Source organism: Zeimonas arvi, from assembly GCF_008039575.1.
Taxonomy (GTDB): Bacteria; Pseudomonadota; Gammaproteobacteria; order Burkholderiales; family Burkholderiaceae_E; genus Zeimonas; species Zeimonas arvi.
In genome coordinates this window covers 78,040-99,288 of the sequence record NZ_VDUY01000009.1, presented here as the reverse complement: position 1 = coordinate 99,288, position 21,249 = coordinate 78,040, and the positions used below count along the sequence as shown (strand labels likewise).

The 21,249-nt window shown below is 67.0% G+C and carries 16 protein-coding genes; 3 read left to right on the top strand and 13 right to left on the bottom strand.

What is annotated here, in order from left to right:
• Positions 1-412 precede the first annotated feature (412 nt).
• Positions 413-1,576, bottom strand: a complete 1,164-nt coding sequence (locus FHP08_RS17735; protein WP_147705837.1) for a DUF6575 domain-containing protein — start codon at positions 1,574-1,576, stop codon at positions 413-415.
• A 1,139-nt stretch (positions 1,577-2,715) separates the two neighbouring features.
• On the opposite strand from FHP08_RS17735, the gene FHP08_RS17730 reads away from it, so the two are divergent.
• The gene (locus tag FHP08_RS17730) at positions 2,716-3,150 is read left to right on the top strand and encodes a terminase small subunit (protein ID WP_147705836.1); all 435 of its coding nucleotides are present in this window, start codon (positions 2,716-2,718) and stop codon (positions 3,148-3,150) included.
• 17 nt (positions 3,151-3,167) lie between these two features.
• On the opposite strand, the gene FHP08_RS17725 is transcribed toward FHP08_RS17730, so the two are convergent.
• The 4 genes from FHP08_RS17725 to FHP08_RS17705 all read right to left on the bottom strand — a co-directional run bounded on the left by FHP08_RS17725 (position 3,168) and on the right by FHP08_RS17705 (position 8,891).
• The gene (locus FHP08_RS17725; RefSeq protein ID WP_147705835.1) at positions 3,168-5,174 is read right to left on the bottom strand and encodes a hypothetical protein; all 2,007 of its coding nucleotides are present in this window, start codon (positions 5,172-5,174) and stop codon (positions 3,168-3,170) included.
• A complete protein-coding gene (locus FHP08_RS17720) occupies positions 5,156-6,229 on the bottom strand; it encodes a hypothetical protein (RefSeq protein WP_147705834.1) in 1,074 nt (357 codons plus the stop codon). Before FHP08_RS17720 ends, FHP08_RS17725 begins: the two co-directional genes overlap by 19 nt.
• A gap of 512 nt (positions 6,230-6,741) precedes the next feature.
• Entirely contained in the window at positions 6,742-7,494 is a 753-nt protein-coding gene (locus tag FHP08_RS17710; RefSeq protein WP_147705832.1) for a hypothetical protein, read from the bottom strand.
• 107 nt (positions 7,495-7,601) lie between these two features.
• A complete protein-coding gene (locus tag FHP08_RS17705) occupies positions 7,602-8,891 on the bottom strand; it encodes a tyrosine-type recombinase/integrase (protein ID WP_187272359.1) in 1,290 nt (429 codons plus the stop codon).
• Positions 8,892-9,009: 118 nt separating this feature from the next.
• Here FHP08_RS17705 and mutS point away from each other — a divergent pair, with 118 nt between their 5' ends.
• Together mutS and FHP08_RS17695 are read left to right on the top strand one after the other, a co-directional pair.
• Positions 9,010-11,730, top strand: a complete 2,721-nt coding sequence (mutS, locus tag FHP08_RS17700) for a DNA mismatch repair protein MutS (RefSeq protein ID WP_456119749.1) — start codon at positions 9,010-9,012, stop codon at positions 11,728-11,730.
• Positions 11,727-12,746 (top strand): metallophosphoesterase family protein, encoded by a 1,020-nt coding sequence (locus tag FHP08_RS17695; RefSeq protein WP_147705830.1) that lies wholly within the window; start codon positions 11,727-11,729, stop codon positions 12,744-12,746. The genes mutS and FHP08_RS17695 overlap by 4 nt, the downstream gene beginning before the upstream one ends.
• Here the strand turns inward: FHP08_RS17695 and FHP08_RS17690 are convergent.
• Genes FHP08_RS17690 through FHP08_RS17655 form a run of 8 tightly spaced genes read right to left on the bottom strand, consistent with a single transcriptional unit; the run spans position 12,706 to position 21,232 of the window.
• Complete coding sequence (locus FHP08_RS17690) at positions 12,706-13,689, bottom strand: COX15/CtaA family protein (protein ID WP_147705829.1); 984 nt, start codon at positions 13,687-13,689, stop codon at positions 12,706-12,708. The two genes, FHP08_RS17695 and FHP08_RS17690, sit on opposite strands and share 41 nt — an antisense overlap.
• Positions 13,686-15,131, bottom strand: coding sequence for a cbb3-type cytochrome c oxidase subunit I (locus FHP08_RS17685; protein WP_147705828.1), 1,446 nt, complete (start codon positions 15,129-15,131; stop codon positions 13,686-13,688). Before FHP08_RS17685 ends, FHP08_RS17690 begins: the two co-directional genes overlap by 4 nt.
• Positions 15,128-15,634 carry a hypothetical protein gene (locus tag FHP08_RS17680; protein WP_147705827.1) on the bottom strand — a complete coding sequence of 169 codons (507 nt, stop codon included), beginning with the start codon at positions 15,632-15,634 and terminating at the stop codon, positions 15,128-15,130. The genes FHP08_RS17685 and FHP08_RS17680 overlap by 4 nt, the downstream gene beginning before the upstream one ends.
• The gene (locus FHP08_RS17675; protein ID WP_147705826.1) at positions 15,627-17,237 is read right to left on the bottom strand and encodes a hydrogenase iron-sulfur subunit; all 1,611 of its coding nucleotides are present in this window, start codon (positions 17,235-17,237) and stop codon (positions 15,627-15,629) included. The genes FHP08_RS17680 and FHP08_RS17675 overlap by 8 nt, the downstream gene beginning before the upstream one ends.
• Before the next feature lie 22 nt (positions 17,238-17,259).
• Entirely contained in the window at positions 17,260-18,087 is an 828-nt protein-coding gene (locus FHP08_RS17670) for an SCO family protein (protein WP_187272358.1), read from the bottom strand.
• Complete coding sequence (gene cyoE / locus FHP08_RS17665; protein ID WP_147705824.1) at positions 18,074-18,937, bottom strand: heme o synthase; 864 nt, start codon at positions 18,935-18,937, stop codon at positions 18,074-18,076. Before cyoE ends, FHP08_RS17670 begins: the two co-directional genes overlap by 14 nt.
• Positions 18,938-18,968: 31 nt before the next feature.
• Entirely contained in the window at positions 18,969-20,675 is a 1,707-nt protein-coding gene (locus tag FHP08_RS17660) for a cbb3-type cytochrome c oxidase subunit I (protein WP_147705823.1), read from the bottom strand.
• Between the two features lie 14 nt (positions 20,676-20,689).
• Positions 20,690-21,232 carry a cupredoxin domain-containing protein gene (locus FHP08_RS17655; protein ID WP_147705822.1) on the bottom strand — a complete coding sequence of 181 codons (543 nt, stop codon included), beginning with the start codon at positions 21,230-21,232 and terminating at the stop codon, positions 20,690-20,692.
• Between the last annotated feature and the right edge of the window lie 17 nt (positions 21,233-21,249).

Genomic DNA, 21,249 nt, shown 5'->3' with positions numbered 1-21,249 from the left:
GAGCGCTTGCCGACGTACCCGGCGCGCCGCATCGACGACTTGCTGCCGCATCGCTGGACCGCATCGCTCGCCGACGGCTGACATCGATCAGCGCGGCGGGAAAGATGGGTTGCCCGTACGGTTACGGCGCGGCGCATCGCGATGGAGAAGTACCAGCGCGAGGTCGAGCGCTACGAGAATGAGAGGAAGCGCCTAGGGGCGCTCCGGCGGGACGCAGCGCGGTACCGGCGCGCGCAGCAGCTGCGCGAGTACATCGATACCTACGAGCGGGCTGCGCGCGACGCCGGGAGGGTCACGCCGGAAGTCGAGGACTGGCTCGCTTGGGCGCGGGCCAAGGCGGACTGGACCGACCCGCTGATCGCGATGAGTGACGTGATCCTGGACGCGCCGGAGCCGAAGCGGCCCAGGGCGACTAATCTTGTTGTTGAACGACATCCAGTAGTACGTACGACCACTTCTCACGATCCGTCAACGGATCGACAACACAAGTCTCCTCAAGGGTCGCCCGAATCTCGCTCGGGATCTCAAACTGGCGGCGAGCGATTGACGGGGCCAGGGTGCCCTTAAGCACCTCATCATCGCCGACTACTAGAGCGAAAAAATTACTCTTTACGTCGACACCAACTAACCGCCCTTGTCGCTTTACGGTTTGAGTAGTGGCGTTGTGCGCAGCCTCCAGTTTCAGCAATGCGCCCCTGATCTCCGGAAAGGAAGCACGCCCTTGGTGAGTATCCCCCGACGGCGCCCCCCAATCTGCGCTGACTGAGACTTCCGCTTCGATGAACATTCGCAGCAAGTGCTTGAAGCGACTACGCGCCAAGATGTTAAAACGATGCAAGTCCTCTAGAAGGTCGTCCGGGGTGTTAAGAGCCGAAAGCAGCTCGGTAAACGTTCTAAGAGCCCGTGCAGTCTCATCGGAAGAGAAAAGGTCGGAACCCCGCGTCTTGAGCCTGACCCCGAATGAACTCGCGAACACCCCGGTCACAAGCAGTTCGTTGCTGAACTTTAGTTCCTCCGGAACTCTGCGCACATCTCGATCCGTCCCACATGCCAAGGCAAACACCGAGTTCTGGATCGCGTCGAGGAGCTTGCCGAGCTTTCCGCAACTCATTTCATATGTATTGCTTGTCTTCTCAAGAGCAAGATCAAGTACGTGCCTGCGGCTACCAAGTGCGGTCTCGACAGCCGGCGCTACGCGATCGGGAAGAGTTCCCGTCGTGAGCGACAGCCGTTCGTCAGCGGGCGGTAGCCACTCTGGGTCAATCTGCGCAGTCCGGATTTCTTCCACGGTGGGACCAGCTGGGCTGCTGTGCACAACATACGCACACCCCTCTTCTGGCTCGGCGAGGACCGACGCGACGCTCATCACCCCCCGCTTGAGACTGGTGTAACGCTCTTGGCTGACGCGTAAGTACAGCCACGTAGTCCGTGCCTCGGTCTCGTCTATCCAGTACACGAGAAAGATTTGCCCAGCCGCATCCCGGCAGCTATAGAAACGAGGGCCGTCATAGACGTCGAAGACCTCAAGCGGCGAAAGCTGAGGCAGCAAACGTAGAAGGAAGTGGGTTTCATTCATCGGACAGCACTTCGCCGAAACGTAGATGTGGGGTTTCTGTAAGCACCCACCACGTCATGTGCGTCGGCTGCCCGGTTTCAAGTACTAGGCCGTCATGGGGCGTGATGGTTCCCCGCGCCACACGCTTCGACCTTAGAGGTCTGAATTTTTCGCGCATTTTCTCCGCATCTGCGGCTGTCTGGAAGACGGAAAGGCCGCACGCCATGCAGAGCTTCTCAGGCTGAAACAGTCTGTGAGGCGTCTCAACGCGAGCCGGAACGAAGTCGCTAGGTGCAGGCGGATTCTCGCTCACGAGCCGAAAGACTTCGAGCTCGTCTTGACGTGCTTCAGAAGGTGGGCAGTCAGCAGGAAAGTACTCGGGCCACATTTGAGAATCGCTGTTTGTTAATCCTCAATCGATTGCGTTGTCGAGTAGGGCAACAACGACAGTGCTCCGGGAGTTCGCGGAGCGGTGCAGCAGAACGGCACCAACAAATTCTCGGTTACCTCCAACAGAACGGCGGCCATCCGATGTTCAACCGCCACCACGCTTCGACTGCATACCGAATGGCGTAGCTGTCTATTTGGGCGTGACTTACACGCCATCGATAGTTGGAGAACGGGGGGGTGTCAATCACACACCCCAACTTGACGGTGTCTTTGCCGCCTTCAGCGAGAAGATGCTCCCGCAGTCTTTGCCGAATGTTCTCTTGAGTCCCGCAGTAGGCTACGTAAAATTCGGCGCCATCTTGTTGAATGAGCGTTGACCCGTCTGGGGCCTTTTCACGAATGCGTTTTTCCTTCCCCGTGACAGTCGAGATCGCTAGACGCATGTCACGGACGGGCATGGTCGTTTCGACCCAATAAACACCGGGACATGCCGGGACATGCGCATTGATGCAGGCGGCGCTCCGAACCTCGACGGATTTCCTACTCTCATTCACCGTGGTGCCGTACTTGTGCAGTCGGTCTTTTAGGTCGGACAATAGATCTGGCATGGATCCTCGGCCCAGATACGTTTGGCGGTCAAGGCCGACAGGGTCATCGTGCGCCCCGATAGTTGTCAAGCCCTTTGCCTGGAAGGGGGGCAGACCCTCGCTTCTTCCCGCCAAAACGGAATCAAACTAGCGGGAGCCCATTGCTCTGCCTATAATTTAGGCATGCCCACCTTGACCCCGAAGCAGCAGCGCTTCGTCGCGGAGTACGCCGTCGACCGGAACGGCGCAGCTGCCGCGGTCCGGGCTGGCTACTCGGCACGCTCGGCCAAGCAGATCGCCAACGAACTCCTGACGAAACCTGACCTACGAGCCGCTGTAGCGGCCCAGGAAGCCCGAATCGCCGCCGACCTGGAGGTGACCCGCCAGCGGGTGCTGGACGGGCTCCTGGAGGCCGTGGAGATGGCTCGCGAGAAGGCCGATCCGGCGGCCATGATCTCGGCCTGGCGCGAGGTGGGCAGGCTGTGTGGGTACTACGCGCCGGACAGGGTGCAGGTGGGGGTCCAGCTCGGCGACGCCGGGGCCGCGGAGCTGCGGCGGCTGGAGGCGATGAGTGACGAGGAGCTGGCCGCGCTCATGGAAATCGGCTCTGCCGACTAGGAGCCTGGCTGACAGGACTACGCTGCGAGAAGCGCCAGCGGCTCGCGCCCCGGCGGCGACGCCGAGGAGGGCGCACCGCGCATCAAGACCAGCTGCCCTAGAAGCGCCTCCAATTCGACCCGAGTCGCATCAGGGGACGGGTGCCGACTCACGCAGCGGCTCCACGCCCTTTGTTTCGACGCGGCCGGGCGATATTCATGCTCAACGACCGACAATTTTCCAATAGTAGTTCTCTTAGAACTTTGTCGGTCTTTCCGCCATCGAGCGACGTCCCTCTCCGCGGCCGCCCGCGTCCGCCACAGGCGCGGAAAACGTTGGGCGAGCCATTCGCCGCTAAGCGGCAGCACCCCAGACAGCTGGCTGAACGCCTGTTCGACGCGCCGCCCCTCCATGAGGTCGTCCCAGTCGACCAGCTCGTCGACATCGACATCGAGCGGGATGTTCGAGAGGAGGTAGACCTCCTTAGGGGTTGCGCAGTGAACGAGCCGCAGCCTGTCGATCGCCTGCTCGGACTCGGCTTCGCGGAGTTGTTCGAGTACGGCTTGAACCCGGTCATCGGGGTGTCGGACCACGTCGACGCCGAATTTTCGGCCTCGCGCCCTCACCCCTCGAACCTCCGTCGACCAGTTCGGGACGGACCCGATGGCCTCCGGCGATTTGAAGAAGACCGCACGGGCCAGCTCTTCGACCGCCGTGATCGGCGGCTCGTTGCGCCCGATGACGACGATTGCATTGTGGTCCTTCCAGCGGTCGATGCCTCGGATCGCGCCGAAGTGCGCGAGGTCAATATTCGCCGGAACCTTAATCAAGGGCATCGCCTGCGTCCTCGGGTTGCCGGTGATCGCAGTCGGACCCACTACCAGGACCCTCTCATGCTCCGCCGCGAGGCGAGCCAAGAACTTCTCAAGCTGGGCGAGGCGCTTGCGCGCGGCCGCCTTATTCTTCTTTGATGTGTTGCGCTCCGGAACGAGTGAGGTCGTCGAGCAGCGCGTTGATGTGCACTGCACGACCCGGGCCTTCCTGTTGGCGGCGATTTGCTCGAACCGAGTGATAGCCATGAACTGCTTGATGATCTCCCTGTTCGCGCTGCCGTCGATGACCAGTACCTTGGAGCTCTTCATGCCGTTGTTTGGATTCGGCGCGCCCCGCTTCAGGCCGTTTCCTTCGTCGAACCGGGAGATGCGCTCCGCGACATGGACCGTCACCATGCCCGTCCCCGACTCATACACGATCGCATGACTCGTCGGGCGATCGGCGAAGGACTCACGCCACAAGCATTCGACAAGGCGCCGGACCATCGACCTGTCCCGCATCGCATGTGCCGCGGCTCGCTGCTCGGGCTCGCTCATGGTCGGCTTGGGAGCGCCTCGCTGGCTCCGCAGCTCGCGCCTCGCTTTCTCGATCTCTCCGGCGTGAATCCCCGCGGTGGTCAAGGTCGCATAAAGCGGTCGCTGCTGTTTCAGAGCGTCGTGGACAGCGAGGCAGACCTTGCGGCTCACTGTCCCCAGGAACGGTGCCCGTAGCAGCGAGATCGGGATCGAGAAGATGTCGATGCACGACTGCCAGAAGCTCTCGTCGATGATCGCCCAATCGGGGACAGGCGGGTCCAGTTTCGTCCTACGCTTGGACAGGTGTGCATGCGTGTAGATAGTGACCCGTGCACCGCTTCGGAACTGCTGAATGTAGGGACACGAGGCGAAATGGTCGCATTGCTGAAATCCCTTGCTCGTCTTCCGCTCGCACAGCGATGCATAGACGTCGGCGCCGCTACGTGCCACCTCCTCGGCCACCTGTGCCTTCGCACACATCGGCAGACCATTTGCGGCGATGTGGCTGCGCCCGGAGATCACCTGCACCCTGAGCGCCGGGTTCGCGCCTCTCAGCTTCTTCTCAATCTCCAGGCCAAGCGCGTGCGTGGGCACATAGATCTCCACCGTGCCCTGGCCAGCAGCGGCCACTTGGTTGATGACTCCCGTCGTCTTCCCGAGCCCCGGCGGCGCCTTGATTACATGCGCCGCAGGCACTTCTTGTCCGAGAAGAAGTCGCGCAAGGAGGCTTCCAGGGCCGCCGATGCTTCGCTGGCCTCTGCGCACTCCCCGGGGAAGTGAGGCTCCACGCCCTCCAGGCTGCGGGACTTGCGCCGAGCGCTCGGCTGGTCGCCGAACTTCCCGAGCGCCCCCTCGATCGCGGGGACGATGTGCTCCCGGCTCGCCATGTGCTCGACGTAGCCCCCGGCGTGCGCGGATCCATCAGCGGCAAGGACGACGGCCCGAATGCGCTCGTAAAGCGCATCCACATCGGTACCGTCGCGTCCGTAGGTCGCAACGTAGCTCGCGGCGGCCCGGATGATCGGTTCATGGAATCCTTCCCCGCCTGCGTGGTCGCCGATGCGCGCGAGCCAGCCCTCGAACCCGACTGAGGACTCAGCAGTCATCGCGCGGCCACCACTGCGACGTTTCGCCCGAGGCAACGGCGGCAGTTCGATGGCGACCGCGTCAAGCTTCTTTCGTTCCAGGCCAGAGCGGATCGGGTACGGGTTCTCCACGCCCTCGAACACCGGTGCTGCCGTGTAGTGCGGCTGGACGTCGGCGAATACCGCGGGATCGACCAGCTTGTAACCCGCCCGCTCGTTCACAGACTTGGCCCACCGTTTCAGGTCGGCGTCCGGAATGGGGCGCGCAAGCCAGAACCAGGCATGCAGCGACGCCACGCCCGTCTTGTAGAGTCCCGCCGTTGATGACAGTTGCCAGTGGTAGCTGGCGTCGTGGAATTCGGCGGGCAAGAGCCCGATCACGTGCTCCCGTACCCGGCGGTCATCGAGCTTGCAGCGTAGCCCCCTGGGGAGCTTGATCTTGTCGAAGTCGATCATCACCCACGGCAACCCCTCCGAGGGCGTCTGAAAGTTCTTTTTCAGGCGCCGGGTCTCCCAGGGAGTGAAGAATTCGGGAACCGGCTGACCGCGAATGACGAGCTCGCGCTCCATGCGCTCAAGTGCGGAAAGCAGAGCGGAGAGCTCCTCGATATTACCTACCTCCCATGCCACGCTGGTGAACCACTTTCCGGCATTGAACTCAATCACCTCGATTCCGCCCGCAGAGCCCTGCTTGATGACTTTGCTCGTGGTTCCCCTGTGGGACTGAAGGATCGTGACCAGCGTACGGGTGCCTCCGGTAGGGCCGTGAATCTCGGATTTCGACCCCTTTCCCTTCCGACGAACCCGCAACCCCGATCGATTGGGCGCGGCGGCCGTGTCTTGAAGCGCAGGGGGCTTCGCCGATGACAGCCGGGGCCGGTTCATGCCTGCCTCCCAGTCCGCCCACCGACCTCCGCGGTCAGCTCTTCTCGCCGCTCCAACCAGGCGCGCGCTGCTTCAACGCCGACGTAGCGTCTGCGCCCAACTTTGAACGTCGTCGGACCCTGCCCTTCCCGGCACAACCTGTAGAAAAATGACGCGCTGATTCGTGCCGATCGACAGAATTCACGAATCGCATACGCAAGTTGCGGTGCTTCTGTACCCATCTCAACTCTCCTGTGGAGTGGCGTGTAGACAGGCACATCTTCGAATCCTGCTATCAAACTCGACAGGAGGATTCAGCGGAAATATCCCCCGTAATCTTCCGCGCGCGGCTCCCGAATTGACCCGAGCTTCTCGCGCACCTGGCGCACATCCAGTGGCGTCTGACTGTCAAGAACAACCTCAACGGCTGTGGCGATGGCCTGCGCGGGCGGACGTTTGTACGTGCGTTTGGCGAACTTGCACAATTCGTCCAGGACGACCGTCCGGCGCATGACTTCCGGCGTCCTTTTGCGCGGCCCCTCGGGCCTCACGCGCGCCCTCTTCCGCGCAATGCTTTCGAGCTCTTCCAGAAAGTCCGAGCTCGTTAGCGAGCTAGACCCGCCGTAATCCCCCCTATCGGCGAGCCCCGTCGGCAAATGACGAAGCACACTTGTCACCTTTGCGATGTCGCCCTCGGCAGCGCCACGCCTACGAAGCATCGTATTCAGTAGATACGCAAGATCGTTCGCCCGCGCCGTCTCGATCTTCAAGGCCTGAAGCTTTCGCGCAATCTCCGCCGAATTCAGCGCAATCGTCATCCAATCCTCGCGAATCTCGCTTGCCGGCTTCGCAGGGAGAACATGGGCGTAGAACCCGTATGCCAACAGGCAAGCGTTCGCAAAATTCACCATGGCAAGCTCCTGCGGCCCGGGGAACGACCCCACATTCGCATCCGAGCTGTCGGTGCTGGAAAATGGCGACGCATCGGTGACAAACTCGATGTAGCGCTCGTAGTACCACTCATCGCGAACTGCCAACCGCGCCAGGCTGCGCCACGCGTCCAGCATCCTCGGGTCGTCAACGAGCCGCGCCACGACCCCGCGATTCGGATTGTTCGCGGGAACGCGAGCAAGCCAAGCTAGAGCCCAGGTGCTGACTATGGTGGGGGCACTTTTCACGCTCTGGCCTCGCTCTTCTCGTTGCTCACCTCGCCCCCCATCTCCATAAGCAAATCTGCCCCTGCCGCCCGAGGCGATACCTTGTCGAGGTAATCCGCCCAGGTCTGCAACCACGAGCGCGCCTCGTCGTCGTACTGATGGCGGTCGTAGATGGCGGCCACGGACGAGTCGAAGTGATTCGAGATGCGGTCCTGCACGACACGCGGGCACCCGAGCTTGGCGAGCCCCGTGAGCGCCGTCCGACGCAGATCGTGAACAGTCCAGTCGCTGAAGCCAAGCGTCGCCTTGGCGGCATACTGCTGGATGCCGATAGCCTTCGATGCGATGTGCCCTGCCCCGTCAGGCCGGGGAAACACCCACTGCGCATGAAGGCCGCGGCGTGCTTCGATGATGGCCAGAGCTTGCCGCGACAGCATCACATCGTGCGGCCGAGCGTTCTTGCTGGTTGGCTGATGCCAGATAGCCCTGGCCTCGTCGATGTGCCGCCATTCCATAGCCACGATCTCGCCCTGGCGTGCGGTCGTGAGCAGTTCGAGCTGCATCGCATCCCGAACGGAACGGCTCACACGCGCCGTGGGGAGCCAGCGAAGGAAGGCGGTCAACTCGCTCTCGCTGAAGGTGCGCTGGCGCTTGCGCTGCGGCGGGGCCTTCACCTTGTCGCAAGGGTTCGCGTGCTCCGCGGGAAGGCGGCCTGCGCTGATGGCGTGCTCAAACGCCGCGCGCAGCTCCAGGCGGACCATCCCCGCGACGCGAGGCGCATCCCGGTCAACGATGCCTTGGACCAGCTCATGAACGTCCTTTCGAAGAATCCCGATCGCCGCTCTCGACCCCAGCACCGGAACGACCTCTCTCTCTAACAACCTTCGGGGCTCGTCCGAGCGCTTCCGAACCTTGTCGACATGCTCTTCCAGATAATGGTCGCAGAGGTCCTTGACCGAGTAGGCCGCCTGCCGCTTCTCGGCATGTGCGCGTCGGCTGGCCGTCTTGACCTTGTTCAGTTCGATTCGTGGATCGCCGCGCAAGGGGTCGTCGCGAATTTTCTTCTGCTCAGCCCAAGCCTTGCGCGCGTCGGCGAGGCTCATGACAGGAAACTGACCCAGCTTGATCTGCTTGAGATGTCCGGCCTTCGTCCGGTATCGGTAGATCCAGCTGCCGCGTCTGCCGCCGTCTTTAAGTGGTAGCAGGGCCTCCAGCCGCAAGCCTGGATACCCGTCGTCGACCAGCGGCGGGTCTCCATGCTTGTGGCGCGAGACATCCAGCCCGGTAAGATGTTTGAGTGTGCCCATACACTGATGATCCAAAAACCTATACTGAAAACTATACTGGACTTGGTTCATTGGGGTGCACAAACATGCACATCAACGCACACCCAGAGAATCCGCCGTGCATCGTGAGTCTCCGTAAGTGACTGAAAATAAAGAATCAGAAGATCAGAAGAGCACGGTCAGGCGCGGCTTTCCGGACGACGATCTCGCCGGCCACACCCCGATGATGCAGCAGTACCTGCGCATCAAGGCCGAGCATCCGGAGCGCCTGATGTTCTACCGGATGGGCGACTTCTACGAACTGTTCTACGGCGACGCCGAGCGCGCCGCGCGGCTGCTCGGCATCACGCTCACGAAGCGCGGCGCCTCGGCCGGCGAGCCGATCCCGATGGCCGGGGTGCCGGTGCACTCGGTGGAGCAGTACCTGGCGCGGCTGATCCGGCTGGGCGAATCGGTCGCCGTCTGCGAACAGATCGGCGACCCGGCGACTTCCAAGGGCCCGGTCGAGCGCAAGGTCGTCCGGATCGTCACCCCCGGCACGCTCACCGACGCGCAGCTCCTGCCCGACCGCGACGACCGGATCCTGCTCGCGGTGCTGCCGGGCGCAGCGAACGCCCCGGGCGCGCGGTTGGGCCTGGCCTGGATGGTGGTGGCCAGCGGCGAATGCTGGCTGGCCGAGCTCGCCCCCGACGCCTTCGCGCGCGAGCTCGACCGGCTGCGCCCGGCCGAGGTGGTGCTGCCCGACGACGCGAAGCTGCCCGAGGCGCTGGCCGATGCGCTGGTGGGCGCGGCCTTCGCCCGGGCGCCGCGCTGGCAGTTCGACGAGACCCGCGCCCGCCGCCGGCTCACCGAGCTGCTGGGCACCCGCGACCTGGCCGGCTTCGGCGCCGAGGATCTGGCTGCCGCGGTGGCCGCCGGCGGCGCCCTGCTCGACTACGTGGAGCGCACCCAGGGCCAGGCGCCCTCGCACCTGCAGGGCCTGCGGGTGTTCGCGGGCGACGAGTTCGTGGTGCTCGACGCGGCCGCCCGGCGCAATCTCGAGATCGTGGAAACGATGCGCGGCGACGACGGGCCGTCGCTGCTCAGGCTGCTCGATCGCTGCGCCACCAGCGCCGGCGGCCGGCTGATGCGGCGCTGGCTGCTCGAACCGCTGCGAGCCCAGCGCGACGCCGCGCGGCGCCATGCCTGCGTGGAGGCGTTGCTGGTCGACGAGGCAGGCATGCGTTACGAGGCGGTGCTGGCCGACCTGCGCGAACTTCCCGACCTTGAGCGCATCGCCGCCCGCATCGCCCTGTGCTCGGTCCGCCCGCGCGAGCTGGCCGCGCTGCGCGACGCCGAGCCGGCGATCCGCCGCCTGTGCGAGCGCCTGCGCGCGCTCGATCCTGCCTTGTTCGGAAGCCTGCTCGACGCGCTCACGTTGCCCGACGCCGCCTTCGCCCCGATCGCCGCCGCGCTGGTCGACGAACCGCCTGCGCTGGCACGCGACGGCGGCGTGATCCGCGATGGCCACGATCCCGCCCTCGACGAGCTGCGTGCGATCGACCGCGATTGCGACAGCGTGCTGGCCGCCATGGAGCAGCGCGAGCGCGAGCGCTCAGGCATCGCCAACCTGCGCGTGGGCTACAACGCCGTGCATGGCTTCTTCATCGAGGTGAGCCGCGGACAAGCCGACAAGGTGCCCGACGACTACCGCAGGCGCCAGACGCTGAAGAACGCCGAGCGCTACATCACGCCCGAGCTCAGGGCCTTCGAGGACAAGGCGCTTTCGGCGCGCGAACGTGCGCTGGCGCTGGAGCGCCAACTCTACGAAGCGCTGGTCGAGTCGCTCGCGCCGAACGTGGGTCTGTGGCAGCGGGCAGGCCACGCGGCCGCCCAACTCGACGTGCTGGCCGCCTTCGCGCAGCGCGCGCACACGCTGCGCTGGGTGCGCCCGCGCTTCTCGCCGGCGCCGGGCATCGAGATCCGCGCGGGCCGCCACCCGGTCGTCGAGGCCGGCGTGGAGCATTACGTTCCGAACGACTGCGTGATGCGCGAGAACCGGCGCATGTTGCTGCTCACCGGCCCCAACATGGGCGGCAAGTCGACCTACATGCGATCGGTGGCCTTGATCGCGCTGCTTGCCTGCTGCGGCAGCTTCGTGCCCGCCGACGACTGCGAGATCGGCCCGCTCGACCGCATCTTCACCCGGGTGGGCGCCTCAGACGACCTGGCCGGCGGCCGCTCGACCTTCATGGTCGAGATGACCGAAGCGGCCGCGATCCTCCACGCGGCCACCGAGCGCTCGCTGGTGCTGATGGACGAGATCGGCCGCGGCACCTCGACCTTCGACGGACTTGCCCTGGCGCACGCGATCGCCGTGCGCCTGCTTGCGCACAACCGCGCGCTGACCTTGTTCGCGACGCACTACTTCGAGCTCACGCGCCTGGCGGCCACGCACCCCCAGGCGATCAACCTGCACCTGGCCGCCGCCGAGCACCGCGGCGGCATCGTGTTCCTGCACGAGGTGCGCGACGGACCGGCCAGCCGCAGCTACGGCATCCAGGTCGCCCGGCTCGCCGGCATGCCGGCGGCAGTCATCCGCGCCGCCGACAAGGTGCTCGGCGAGCTCGAGGCGCGGGCCCGCGCCGAGGACGAGCAGCTCGACCTGTTCGCGATGCCCTCCGGGGACGGCCCGCCCGCCGGCCGGCCAGGCGACACCGAGGCGCGCGAACGCTCCGTCTCGGCCGACGCCGCCCACCGCGCCACCGAGTCCGAGGTGCTGGAGCGACTGCGCGAGCTCGACCCCGACGCGCTCAGCGCGCGCGAGGCGCTGGCGCTGCTGTATTCGCTGCGCGAGCGCCTCGACGCAGGCAAGACGTGAGGGGGCGCCCGTCCGCCCGGGGCGCATTGCGCGGCGGCCCTCGCGCGCTCGCGGCCGCGCTGGCGACCACGCTCTGCATGGCGGCCGGCGCAGGCACTTCCCCTGCCCGGGCCGACGGCCCCGCGACGCAAGGTGCGGTGTCCTTCGCGCTGATCGGCGACCTCCCTTATTTCGCGCTCGAGGTCCCGATGGTCGGGCAGATCTTCGATTCGCTCGACGAGGACATCGCCTTCGTGGTCCACGCCGGCGACCTGAAGGGGAGCTGGGAATCCTGCGACGACGCGCTGCTCGCCGAACGCCACGCGCTGCTTGACCGGAGCCCGGTGCCGCTGGTCTTCACGCCCGGCGACAACGAATGGGCGGACTGCCATCACTCGCGCGCCGGCGGCTTCGATCCGCTGGAGCGGCTGGCGGCGCTGCGCCGCCTGTTCTTCGCCGATGCCGACGCGCTCGGCGGCAGGCCGGGCCTCGACGCCGAGTCGGCGCCCGGTGTCGAGCCCCTCGTGCTCCGGCGGCAAGCCGACGCCACCCCGGGCGGACCGCCGGAAAACCTCCGCTGGCGGGCCGGCGGCACGCTGTTCGCCACGATCAACCTGCCCGGTAGCCGAAATGCGCGCGAGGTCGAGAAGCGGCATCCGGGCAGCCGCGCGGCGCGCGAGCGCTGGAACGAGGCCTGGCTGCGCGAGGCCTACGCGATCGCCACGCGCGACCGGCTCGGCGCGATCGTGGTGATCGGCCAGGCGAACCCGCATTTCGGCCGCTCGGCCGGAGGTCATTACGCGAGCTTCCAGCGCCTGCTGGAGGGGCTCGCCGCCCGTTTCCCGGGCCACACCTTGTTCCTGCACGGCGACACCCACCGGCATTCGGTCGAGCGCCTGGGCGAGCGCCTGCTCAGGGTCGAGAGCTACGGTTCGCCCTTCTCGAACCTGTGGGTGCGGATCGACGTCGACCCGGCTGCGGACGAGCCGTTCCGGATCACGTCCCGGCGAACCGATCCGGATCCGCCGCGGCCATGAGACGGGGCGCAGCGGTCGCGCGAGGCGCCGCGGCCGCGAGCGCGGTCAGCACCGACGCCAAGAGCGCGGCAACCGCGTTGTGCAGGGTGGCGGTGACCAGCGGCGCCGCGCCGAAGCCCGTGGCAAGACCGAGGGCGAGCTGCGTCGCGACCAGCACCGCGATCGCGACCGCCAGCCCGCGCTCGGACGCAGCCGCGCTCCGCCAGGCCCGGCTGGCCGCCGACAGCGCCGCCGCCGCAAAGGCCAGCGCCAGCAGACGGTGAACGAGGTGCATCCCGATCTCGGCCGGCCGCTCCAGGTCGCCCGCGGCCCACGGATCGAAGGCGGCCGCCTCGAGGCGTGCGCCGCCCAGGCACAGCAGCTGCGGACAGGCATCCACCGCCCCGCGCACGCTTGTCATCGTGCCGGTGAACACCAACAAGGCCATCAGCAGCAGCGAAAACCCCGCGGGGCCGCCGGCCCGTGGCGCCGAAGTCACGGCCCGGCCGACCGGAGGCGCGGCTCGGCCGGCGTCGGCCGTGGCCAACCAGGCCAGTACAGCGGCGAGCACCATGCCGCCGGCGACGTTGCCCACCGTCACCAGGGGCAGGTCGTGCGGCGTGTAACGCCCCAGCCAGGCCAGGAACACGGTGTCGGCCAGTGCGATCGCCGAGGCGACGCGTTGCGCCCCGGAGAATCGCGCCCAGCCGAACAAGGCGATCGCGGCCACCAGCAGGCCCACCGCTGAGGCGCTCGCGCGGTGCGTGAGCCGGGCCACCCGTATCGCCGGCGGCGGTTCGACCGGCACTCCGGCCGCGGCTTCGGCGCCGCCGCGCACCGGGAAGGTCGCTGCGCAGGCCCCCCAGGCGTCGCAACCAAGTCCGGCCTGCCAGTGCCGGATCAAGGCGCTGCTGGCCGTGATGCAGACGGTCAGCAGGCACGCGAGGAGCGCGAGCCGCTTCATCGAAGGACGGCCCGGGATTCGGGGCTGCGAGGCGCCGCCTGCCCTGCGATCATCGACCGCAGCACCACCCAGACGAACAGCATGCCGCCTGCAATCGCCACCAGGCCACCCAGTCCCATCAGGCCCATCCCGAAGACCTCCTGCGGCGTGCGCAGCACCTGCTCGGCCCCGGCGACCTTGCGCTGGACGCCGTAGCCGCCCGACCAGAGCAAACCAAGGATGTGCATCAACTGGCCTCCGCCGTACAGCCAAGGCTGCCAGAAGGCGAGCCGTCCCTCGGGCGCCCGGTATCCGAAGCGAGGCAGCAGCGCGTAGGCCAGGCCCATCAGGGCCAGCGTGACGCCGACGATGGAGCCATGGTAGTGGGCCGGCACCCGGACGTCGGACCCTCGGATCATGAACCCGATCATCCCGCCCACCGCGAAGAGCGCCAGCGAGCACAACAGGGCCGCGCGCAGCGGCCGCTGCGCGGACGCCGCGGCGCGTCCGGTGGCCAGCGCCACCGTCAGCGCCAGCACCATCGGCAGGATGGCCAGCCCGCCCCCGAAGCGCATCAGCCAGGTCATCATCCGCTGGTGCTCGACCGAGAGCACCGTCCAGTTGAGGTAGATCAGCGGCGCCAGGAACACCGACAGCAGCGCGATCAGGTAGACCAGCGCCACCACCCTCGGGCGCAACGGCAGCGGCGATCCGGACAGTTGGGCGAGCCACGCCCAGGCGACCAGCATCAGCAGCGTCCAGGCGAACTGGATCACGTGGCCCGGCCCCCAGAACAGCAGCTCGTAGTAGGTGCCGGCGTCGAGCGCGCGGGGCACCTCGTAGTACGACCAGCCGAGTGCCAGCAGCGACACCGCCGCCGCGACCGCCGCGGCCTTCAGGCCGAAACGCAGCGCATCCGCTCCGTCCATTCGCAGGCTCAGCGGCGCCTGCGCCAGGAAGGCGCGCAGCACCAGCAGCGCGAAGCCGATCCCGATGACTCCCAGCCCGTACAGGAACACGTGGTTGTCGAGCACCGGCACGTAGTTGGACATGATCGGCGTGGCCGGGCCGGTGAATGGGGCGACGGCGATCAGCGCGGCGCCCGAGGCGCTCACGAACAGCGCCAGCCAGCCGAGCGTGATCCGCTTGCCCGAGCTGTCGACGGTCCAGAGCATTCCGGCCATCGCGATGAACCAGACCAGCACCGACAGGTCCACGTGCACGATCAGGGCCACGCGGAAGAAGTTGCCGGCAGGCACCCACTGCGCGAACCAGGGCGTGCGCGCGAGCACCAGCAGGATGGAGAACAGGCCGGCGCCGACCAGCGCGGCCACGCCCAGGCCCAGCCAGCCGGCCGCGAGCGACCGCTGCTCGGCCGCCGGCACTTCCAGGTCGAAGCGCTCGCTGTCCGCCACCGAGGCCAGCCGGTCGAGCGCGCCCGCCGCCATGGAGACCGTCTTCATCGGATGACCACCCCGCCCTTGTCCGCCACGAAATCCACCAGCACGACCTGGCCCGGCGCGAGCGTCACCTTGCGCTCGCCTTCGTGATTGAAGCCTTCGACGCGGCGATCGTCGTTGACCATGACCTTCAGGTGATGCTCGCCGGCTGCGATCGGCAGGCGGCGATAGGTGCTCGAGGCGCCGTCCTTGCGCAGCCCGGCCGGCGCGACCACCTCGTCGTGCAGCAGGCGGCCGTCGATCTCGACCCGGATACGGACCGGAGAACGCTCGCGCTCGCAGTCCTGCTCGGCGCGCAGGTGCGGCGGCAACTTCGCCAGCTCCTCGGCGCTGCGTGTGCGGCAATCGGTCGCGATCTTGCCTGGGTGCCGGAAGGAGATGCGAAGCAGCGCCTGATCCTCCTCGAGATGCCGGTAGGCCGGCGAGGTGGAGAAATAGCCGACGAAGAGCGCGAACAGCCCGTACAGGACGGCCTGCGCGCCGTAGCGCAGGATGCGGTCAGGCATTCTCGGTCTCCTCCGGGCGCGCCCTGCGCGGGGCATCGGCCCTGTGCTTCAGCTCCTGGGCAAAGGCTTCGATCGCGCCGGCGAGCCGCTCCGGGTCCACGCGCGCCGCTTCGACCTGCCGCAGACGGGTCGCGTCGGCGGCCGCTCGCAGGCGCGGTTCGCGCTCGCCGCTCAGCCGCTGCGCGATCCACTGCTCGCCGAAGCGGTATTCGCAGTCCAGCCCGGGACAGCTCTCGACGACCACGCCGTCGGCCCCATGGCGCAGCGCGTAGTCGACGAAGGACGGCGGCACCATGCCGGCGCAGGGCAACTCCAGGACGGCCAGGCGGGTGTCGGGCGGCCCGGCTCGTGGCGTCGATTCGGCCACCCGGGCCGCCCGCTCGCAGGCGAAGACGACCAGCAGCGGCAAGCCCGGGGCGCCCGTCGCCGCCACGCGTCCGGTGACGGCCGCCGCCGGGGCTGCCGCGCGGGCTGCCGTGGACATGGCCGCATCGAGACGATCGCGCAGCATGTCGACCGTCAGCCAGGGCAGGTCGATCCCGCTGGTCAGCCGCTCGCTGCGCCGGAACGGGCTGGCCGACGGACAGGCGCCCGCGCAGATTCCGCAAGCCGCGCACCGGTCCGCATCGACCACGGCAATCTCGCCGCGTCCCTGCGGATGCGGCGCCATCGCGATCGCGGCGTAGGGGCAGTCGGCAAAGCAGCGGGTGCAGCCGTTGCAGTGCGCCGGATCGACCACCGCCGGCGCCGGCCGGGGCGTCCGCGAGAGCCAGGGCGCCAGCACCAGCAGCAGCGTGAGCCCGATCGAGACCGACCAGACCGCCTCGGCCGAGAGGCGATCGCTGGCGACCAGCGGCGCCAGGTAGAACCAGTCGACCGCGATCAGCGCAGGCAGCATTGCCGGGTCGGCCGGCGGCAGCGACACCGCAGGCTTCGCGGCGGACAGCGCGATCAGCCCGATCAGCGTCCAGAGCGCGAGCGCCCGGGTCACGCCGGTGCGCGGGCGGGTGATCCGCTGCACATGCGCCCACATCACCAGCAGCAGCGCGAGCGGCAAGCCGATGTGCAGGAACGCGACCAGCGAGAACAGGCGATCGGAGACCGCCTCGGCGGCGATGAAGTTGCGCACCAGCGCCGGGCCGAACCCGGGCAGCACCCCGAACCACTCCGCGGTCGCGGTGGCCACGAACAATCCGAGCTCATCCCAGACCAACCAGTAGCCGATCGCGCCGGACCCCACCACCAGCCACAGCGTCGGCACGCCGCTGATCCACGAGTACCAGCGAAAACCCATGTAGCGGCCCAGGGCGAGCTCGCGCACCAGGTGCAGCACCACGACGACCACGAAGGCGTCCGAGCCGTAGCGATGCAGGCTGCGCATCAGGCCCCCGCCCCACCACTGGTCGACCGTGAGCCACTGCACCGAGCGCCAGGCGCCCTCGACGCTGGTCTCGTAGAACACGTAGAGCCAGCCGCCGCTGACCGCGATCACCCAGAACAGGAAGAAGCCCAGCCCGCCGAGCTGCCGCAGTGGATTGCCGGCGTTGCCGAACGTCCGGTCGAGGCCGAACTCGACGCGCCGCCAGGCCCCCCCGGTACTCATGCGCTCGCCCCTTCGTGCACGTTCAGGCCCGCCGGGACCGCCGCAGCTCGCGCACCAGCACCCAGGCGATCGCCCCCAGGGTGGTCAGCCCGGCGAAGATCTCGAAGAACAGCGAGTAGTTGACCCGGTAAGCCCCGCTGTGCGGGTCGTACACCGTGCAGTACAGGATCACCTTGTCCCAGACGTTCGCCAGCGTGAACTGCGCCGATGCCTGTCCGGAGAGCAGCTCCTTGAGCGGCTGCACCAGCATCGGCATGTCGAAGTTCTCGCCGTAGACCTGCCGGTAGAGCACGCCATCGGCGTTCACGATGCTCACCTGCAGAAGATGGTCGAAGCCGCCGGCCGTGGCCTCCCAGGTGAAGCCGAAGCGCTTCGTGAGCGCCTCCACGTCTTTCGGCGCCGGACTGAGAAAGGCCCAGTCCGGATCCGAGATGCCGACTTGCCTCGCGAACGAAGCCATGGCCACCGGATCGTCGAAGGGCTGGTTGAAGCCGATCGACACCACGCTGAAGCGGCCCTCGCCCAGCGCGTTGCGGGCCACGCCCACCGCCTGGGACAGAAAGCGCGTGGTGGCCGGGCAGATCTGGAAGCAGCCGGTGTAGATGAAGCTCACCAGCAGTGGCTTGCCGCGGTAGTCGGACAGCCGGACGGATCTGCCGGAGGCGTCGCGCAGCTCGAAGTCGCCGACGGGGTTGCCGATGGCGGCCTGGCTGGTCTCGAAGGCACGCCGGACATCCGATGGCGGCCCGGACTGCGCGAAAGCCAGGGGTGGCAGGATCACGAGCAGAACGGCCACGACGATTCGCGCGCCGAAGCCCGCCACGTGGCGCGCTGCGTCAGGCCATCGCATTGCGCATCCAGGCATCCGCGATCGTGCCGAGCAGCAGCAGCGACAACTGCACCAGCGATGCATGAAAGCTGGCCAGCGCGGTCGCCCGCCCGGGCGCCCGCAACAACGCGATCGTGCGCGAGACCAGCAGGCCGCCGCCCGTCGCGGCGCAGGCGAAGTACAGCCACCCCGGCGACCAGGCCGCGATCGCCAGCGACAGGCCGACCATCACCACCGCGTGCAGGAAGATCGCCCACGACGCGAAGCGCTCGCCGCGCACCACCGGCAGCATCGGCACGCCGGCCTTCGCATAGTCGTCGCGGCAGACGATGGACAGGCTCCAGAAATGCGGCGGCGTCCAGAGGAAGAGGACCACCGCCAGCAGCATCGCCTCGACCGACAAGGCCGGCTGCACCGCCGCCGCCCCGGCCAGCACCGCGAAACTGCCCGCCAGGCCGCCGATCACGATGTTCCAGGCGCTGCGGCGCTTGAGCCAGACGGTGTAGACCACCGCGTAGACAAAGGCGCCCAGGAAGGTGTACAGCGCAGCCAGCGCATTGGCGGCATACCAGGCCGCGGCGACCGCGATGCCGGTCAGCGCCACGATCAGCGCCAGCCAGCCGCCGTGGTGCCGGAAGCGTCCGGTCACGAAGGGCCGCCGGCTGGTGCGTCCCATTCGCGCATCGAGGTCGACCTCGTAGAACTGGTTGAAGGCTCCTGCCGCGGACGAGGACAGGAGCACGGCCAGCGTCAGCACCGCCGCCTGCCATCCGCCGATCTGGCCGCCGGGCGAGATCATCAGCCCGGCGACGGCGGTGAGCGCGATCGCCACCCCGATCCGCAGCTTGAACAGGTTGAGCAAGGCCTTCATGTGCTGCTTCCTCCCGCGCCCGGCGCGCGCCTCAGCTCAGCCCCCACACCGTGGACAGGTACTTCCAGTTCACGAAGTAGTAGAGGACGAAGGCTGTCAGGAACACCAGCGCCAGCACGAAGGTGCCTGGCGCCGCGAAGCCGCCGCCATGTCCGCCGTGGCCCGTCAGCGCAGCCTGGACCGGCAGGCGCAGCGGCGTGATCGAGGTGGTGTAGGCGCCGGCGTCGAGCTTCTTGCCGAAGAGGATCGTGCCCACCGTGATGATGATGTACATCGCCCCACCGATCACCGCGATCACGCCCGAGATGCCGCAGATGGCCAGCATCAGCAGCGCCGTGCCCGGGTACTCGTAAGGCAGCGACGCGCCGGCGAAGGTGATGTCCCAGTGCCGGCGCGGCACGCCGAGCGTGCCCGCGCCCATCATCGCCAGCGTGAACACGCCCATGCCCAGCCCGAACACGTAGGGCTGCCACTTCGCCCAGCCGGGCAGGATCATTTCGCGGTTGAACAACGTGGGCAGCAGGAAGTAGGTGATCGCCATGAACGCGAGCGTGGTGCCGAGCACGACCGTGGCGTGGAAGTGGCCGGGCACGTAGATCGTGTTGTGGATGATCATGTTCAGCTGCTCGGTGCCCATCATCACGCCCGAGATCCCGCCCAGGAAGCCGAAGCCCAGCAGCGAGATGAACATGCCCGAGAACACCGGGTTGCCCCAGGGCGCCTTGCGCAGCCACTCGAACATTCCCTTGGTGAAGCCCTTCTCGCGCTGGGCCACCTCGATGGCGCCCGGCACCGTGAGGCCGTGGATCATCGAGGCCAGCACCGCCAGGTACATCGCGTAGCTGGTGTTGAAGACCTTCCACTCCACGCCCACCGCCGGATCGGCCAGGATGTGGTGCGCCGACGCGAGCTGCAGGAAGCAGATGTACAGGAAGAAGGCCGTGCGGCTGATCCGCTCGGACATCGGCCTGGCGCCGAACACGATGGCGGCGATCGCGTACCAGACGGCCACGTGCGCGCTCACGTTGATCTGCTGCGACGAGTGGCCGAAGGCCCACCAGATGACCCGGTACATCGCCGGATCGATGTGCTTGATGTAGCCGATCGACCACAGCCAGGTGGGAATCAGGATGATCGCACCCGACGCGATCGTGAAGATCGCGATGATGCAGGCGGTCAGCGCCCCGAAGGTGACCAGCGGGATCGACCCCTCGTACGTCTTCTCCGCCTTGGCCACCACCAGCGTGCCCAGGAACACGAAGCAGCCGATCAGCGCGCCCACCGCGAACAGGATCAGTCCGAGGTAGAAGGCCGGGTGCGCGGGCATCGGCACGTACGAGGTCATCATCACCGTGGCGTTGCCGCTGAAGATCGCCACGTTGTAGGTGACCGTGCCGATCACCATCAGCGCGAAGCCCAGCCAGGCGATCCGCGGCGTGGCCAGGCGGCAGCGAAGCAAGGTGGACGAGCAGAAATAGAGGATCGCGATCTCGAAGAAGATGATCCACGCGACCAGCATGTCCAGGCCGTGCGCGGTCAGGTACAGGTAGAAGTTGTCGGCATCGATCAGGTGGATCGCCTGCCAGCGCGTGAGCACCAGCAGCAGCGCGAGCAAGCCGCCGATCAGCAGCGTGACGACCGCGGCGACCGCATTGAGCTTGATCAGCGACTCCGCCGACTTGTGAAACTGCAGCCCCGACCGGGGGCAGGTCCGGAACAGCGCCTGTGTGCTAGCCATTTTCGTCGCCCCCTTCAATCTTTCACGTAGAGCCGCGTGACCATCTTGTGGTGGCCGATGCCGCAGAACTCGTTGCACACGATCGCGTAGGTGCCGCTGCGGTTCGGCTTGATCGTGATGACGTGCTCGTAGCCGGGAAGGATCTGGACGTTGATGTTCTCCGGCTGGAGCGAGAAGCCGTGCTGGTAGTCCATCGCGGTGAGGTGCAGCCGGTAGGTCTCGTCCTTCTTCAGCTCGAGGATCGGCCAGAAGGACCACAGTCGCGCGATCAGGAAGATGTCGCTGCCGGCAGGCGGCGCGACGACCGGGATCTTCTCGTCGGTCTCGGTGCGGACCGTGTACTTGTCGACCATTTCCTGGGTGGCCCGCTGGAAGAGCTCGGGCTTGACCCGGTAGGTCTCGGGCGAGAGGTTCTGGCCGCCGTACACATGCCAGTACGGCATCATGAAGAACATCACCATGCACCAGACGAAGGCGATGGTGATCCAGATCAGCTCGACCTTGTCGACCGGCTGCTTCCACCAGATCCGCTGCTGCGGGGGCAGGATCGCGCTCATGGTTTGGCTCCTGTGCC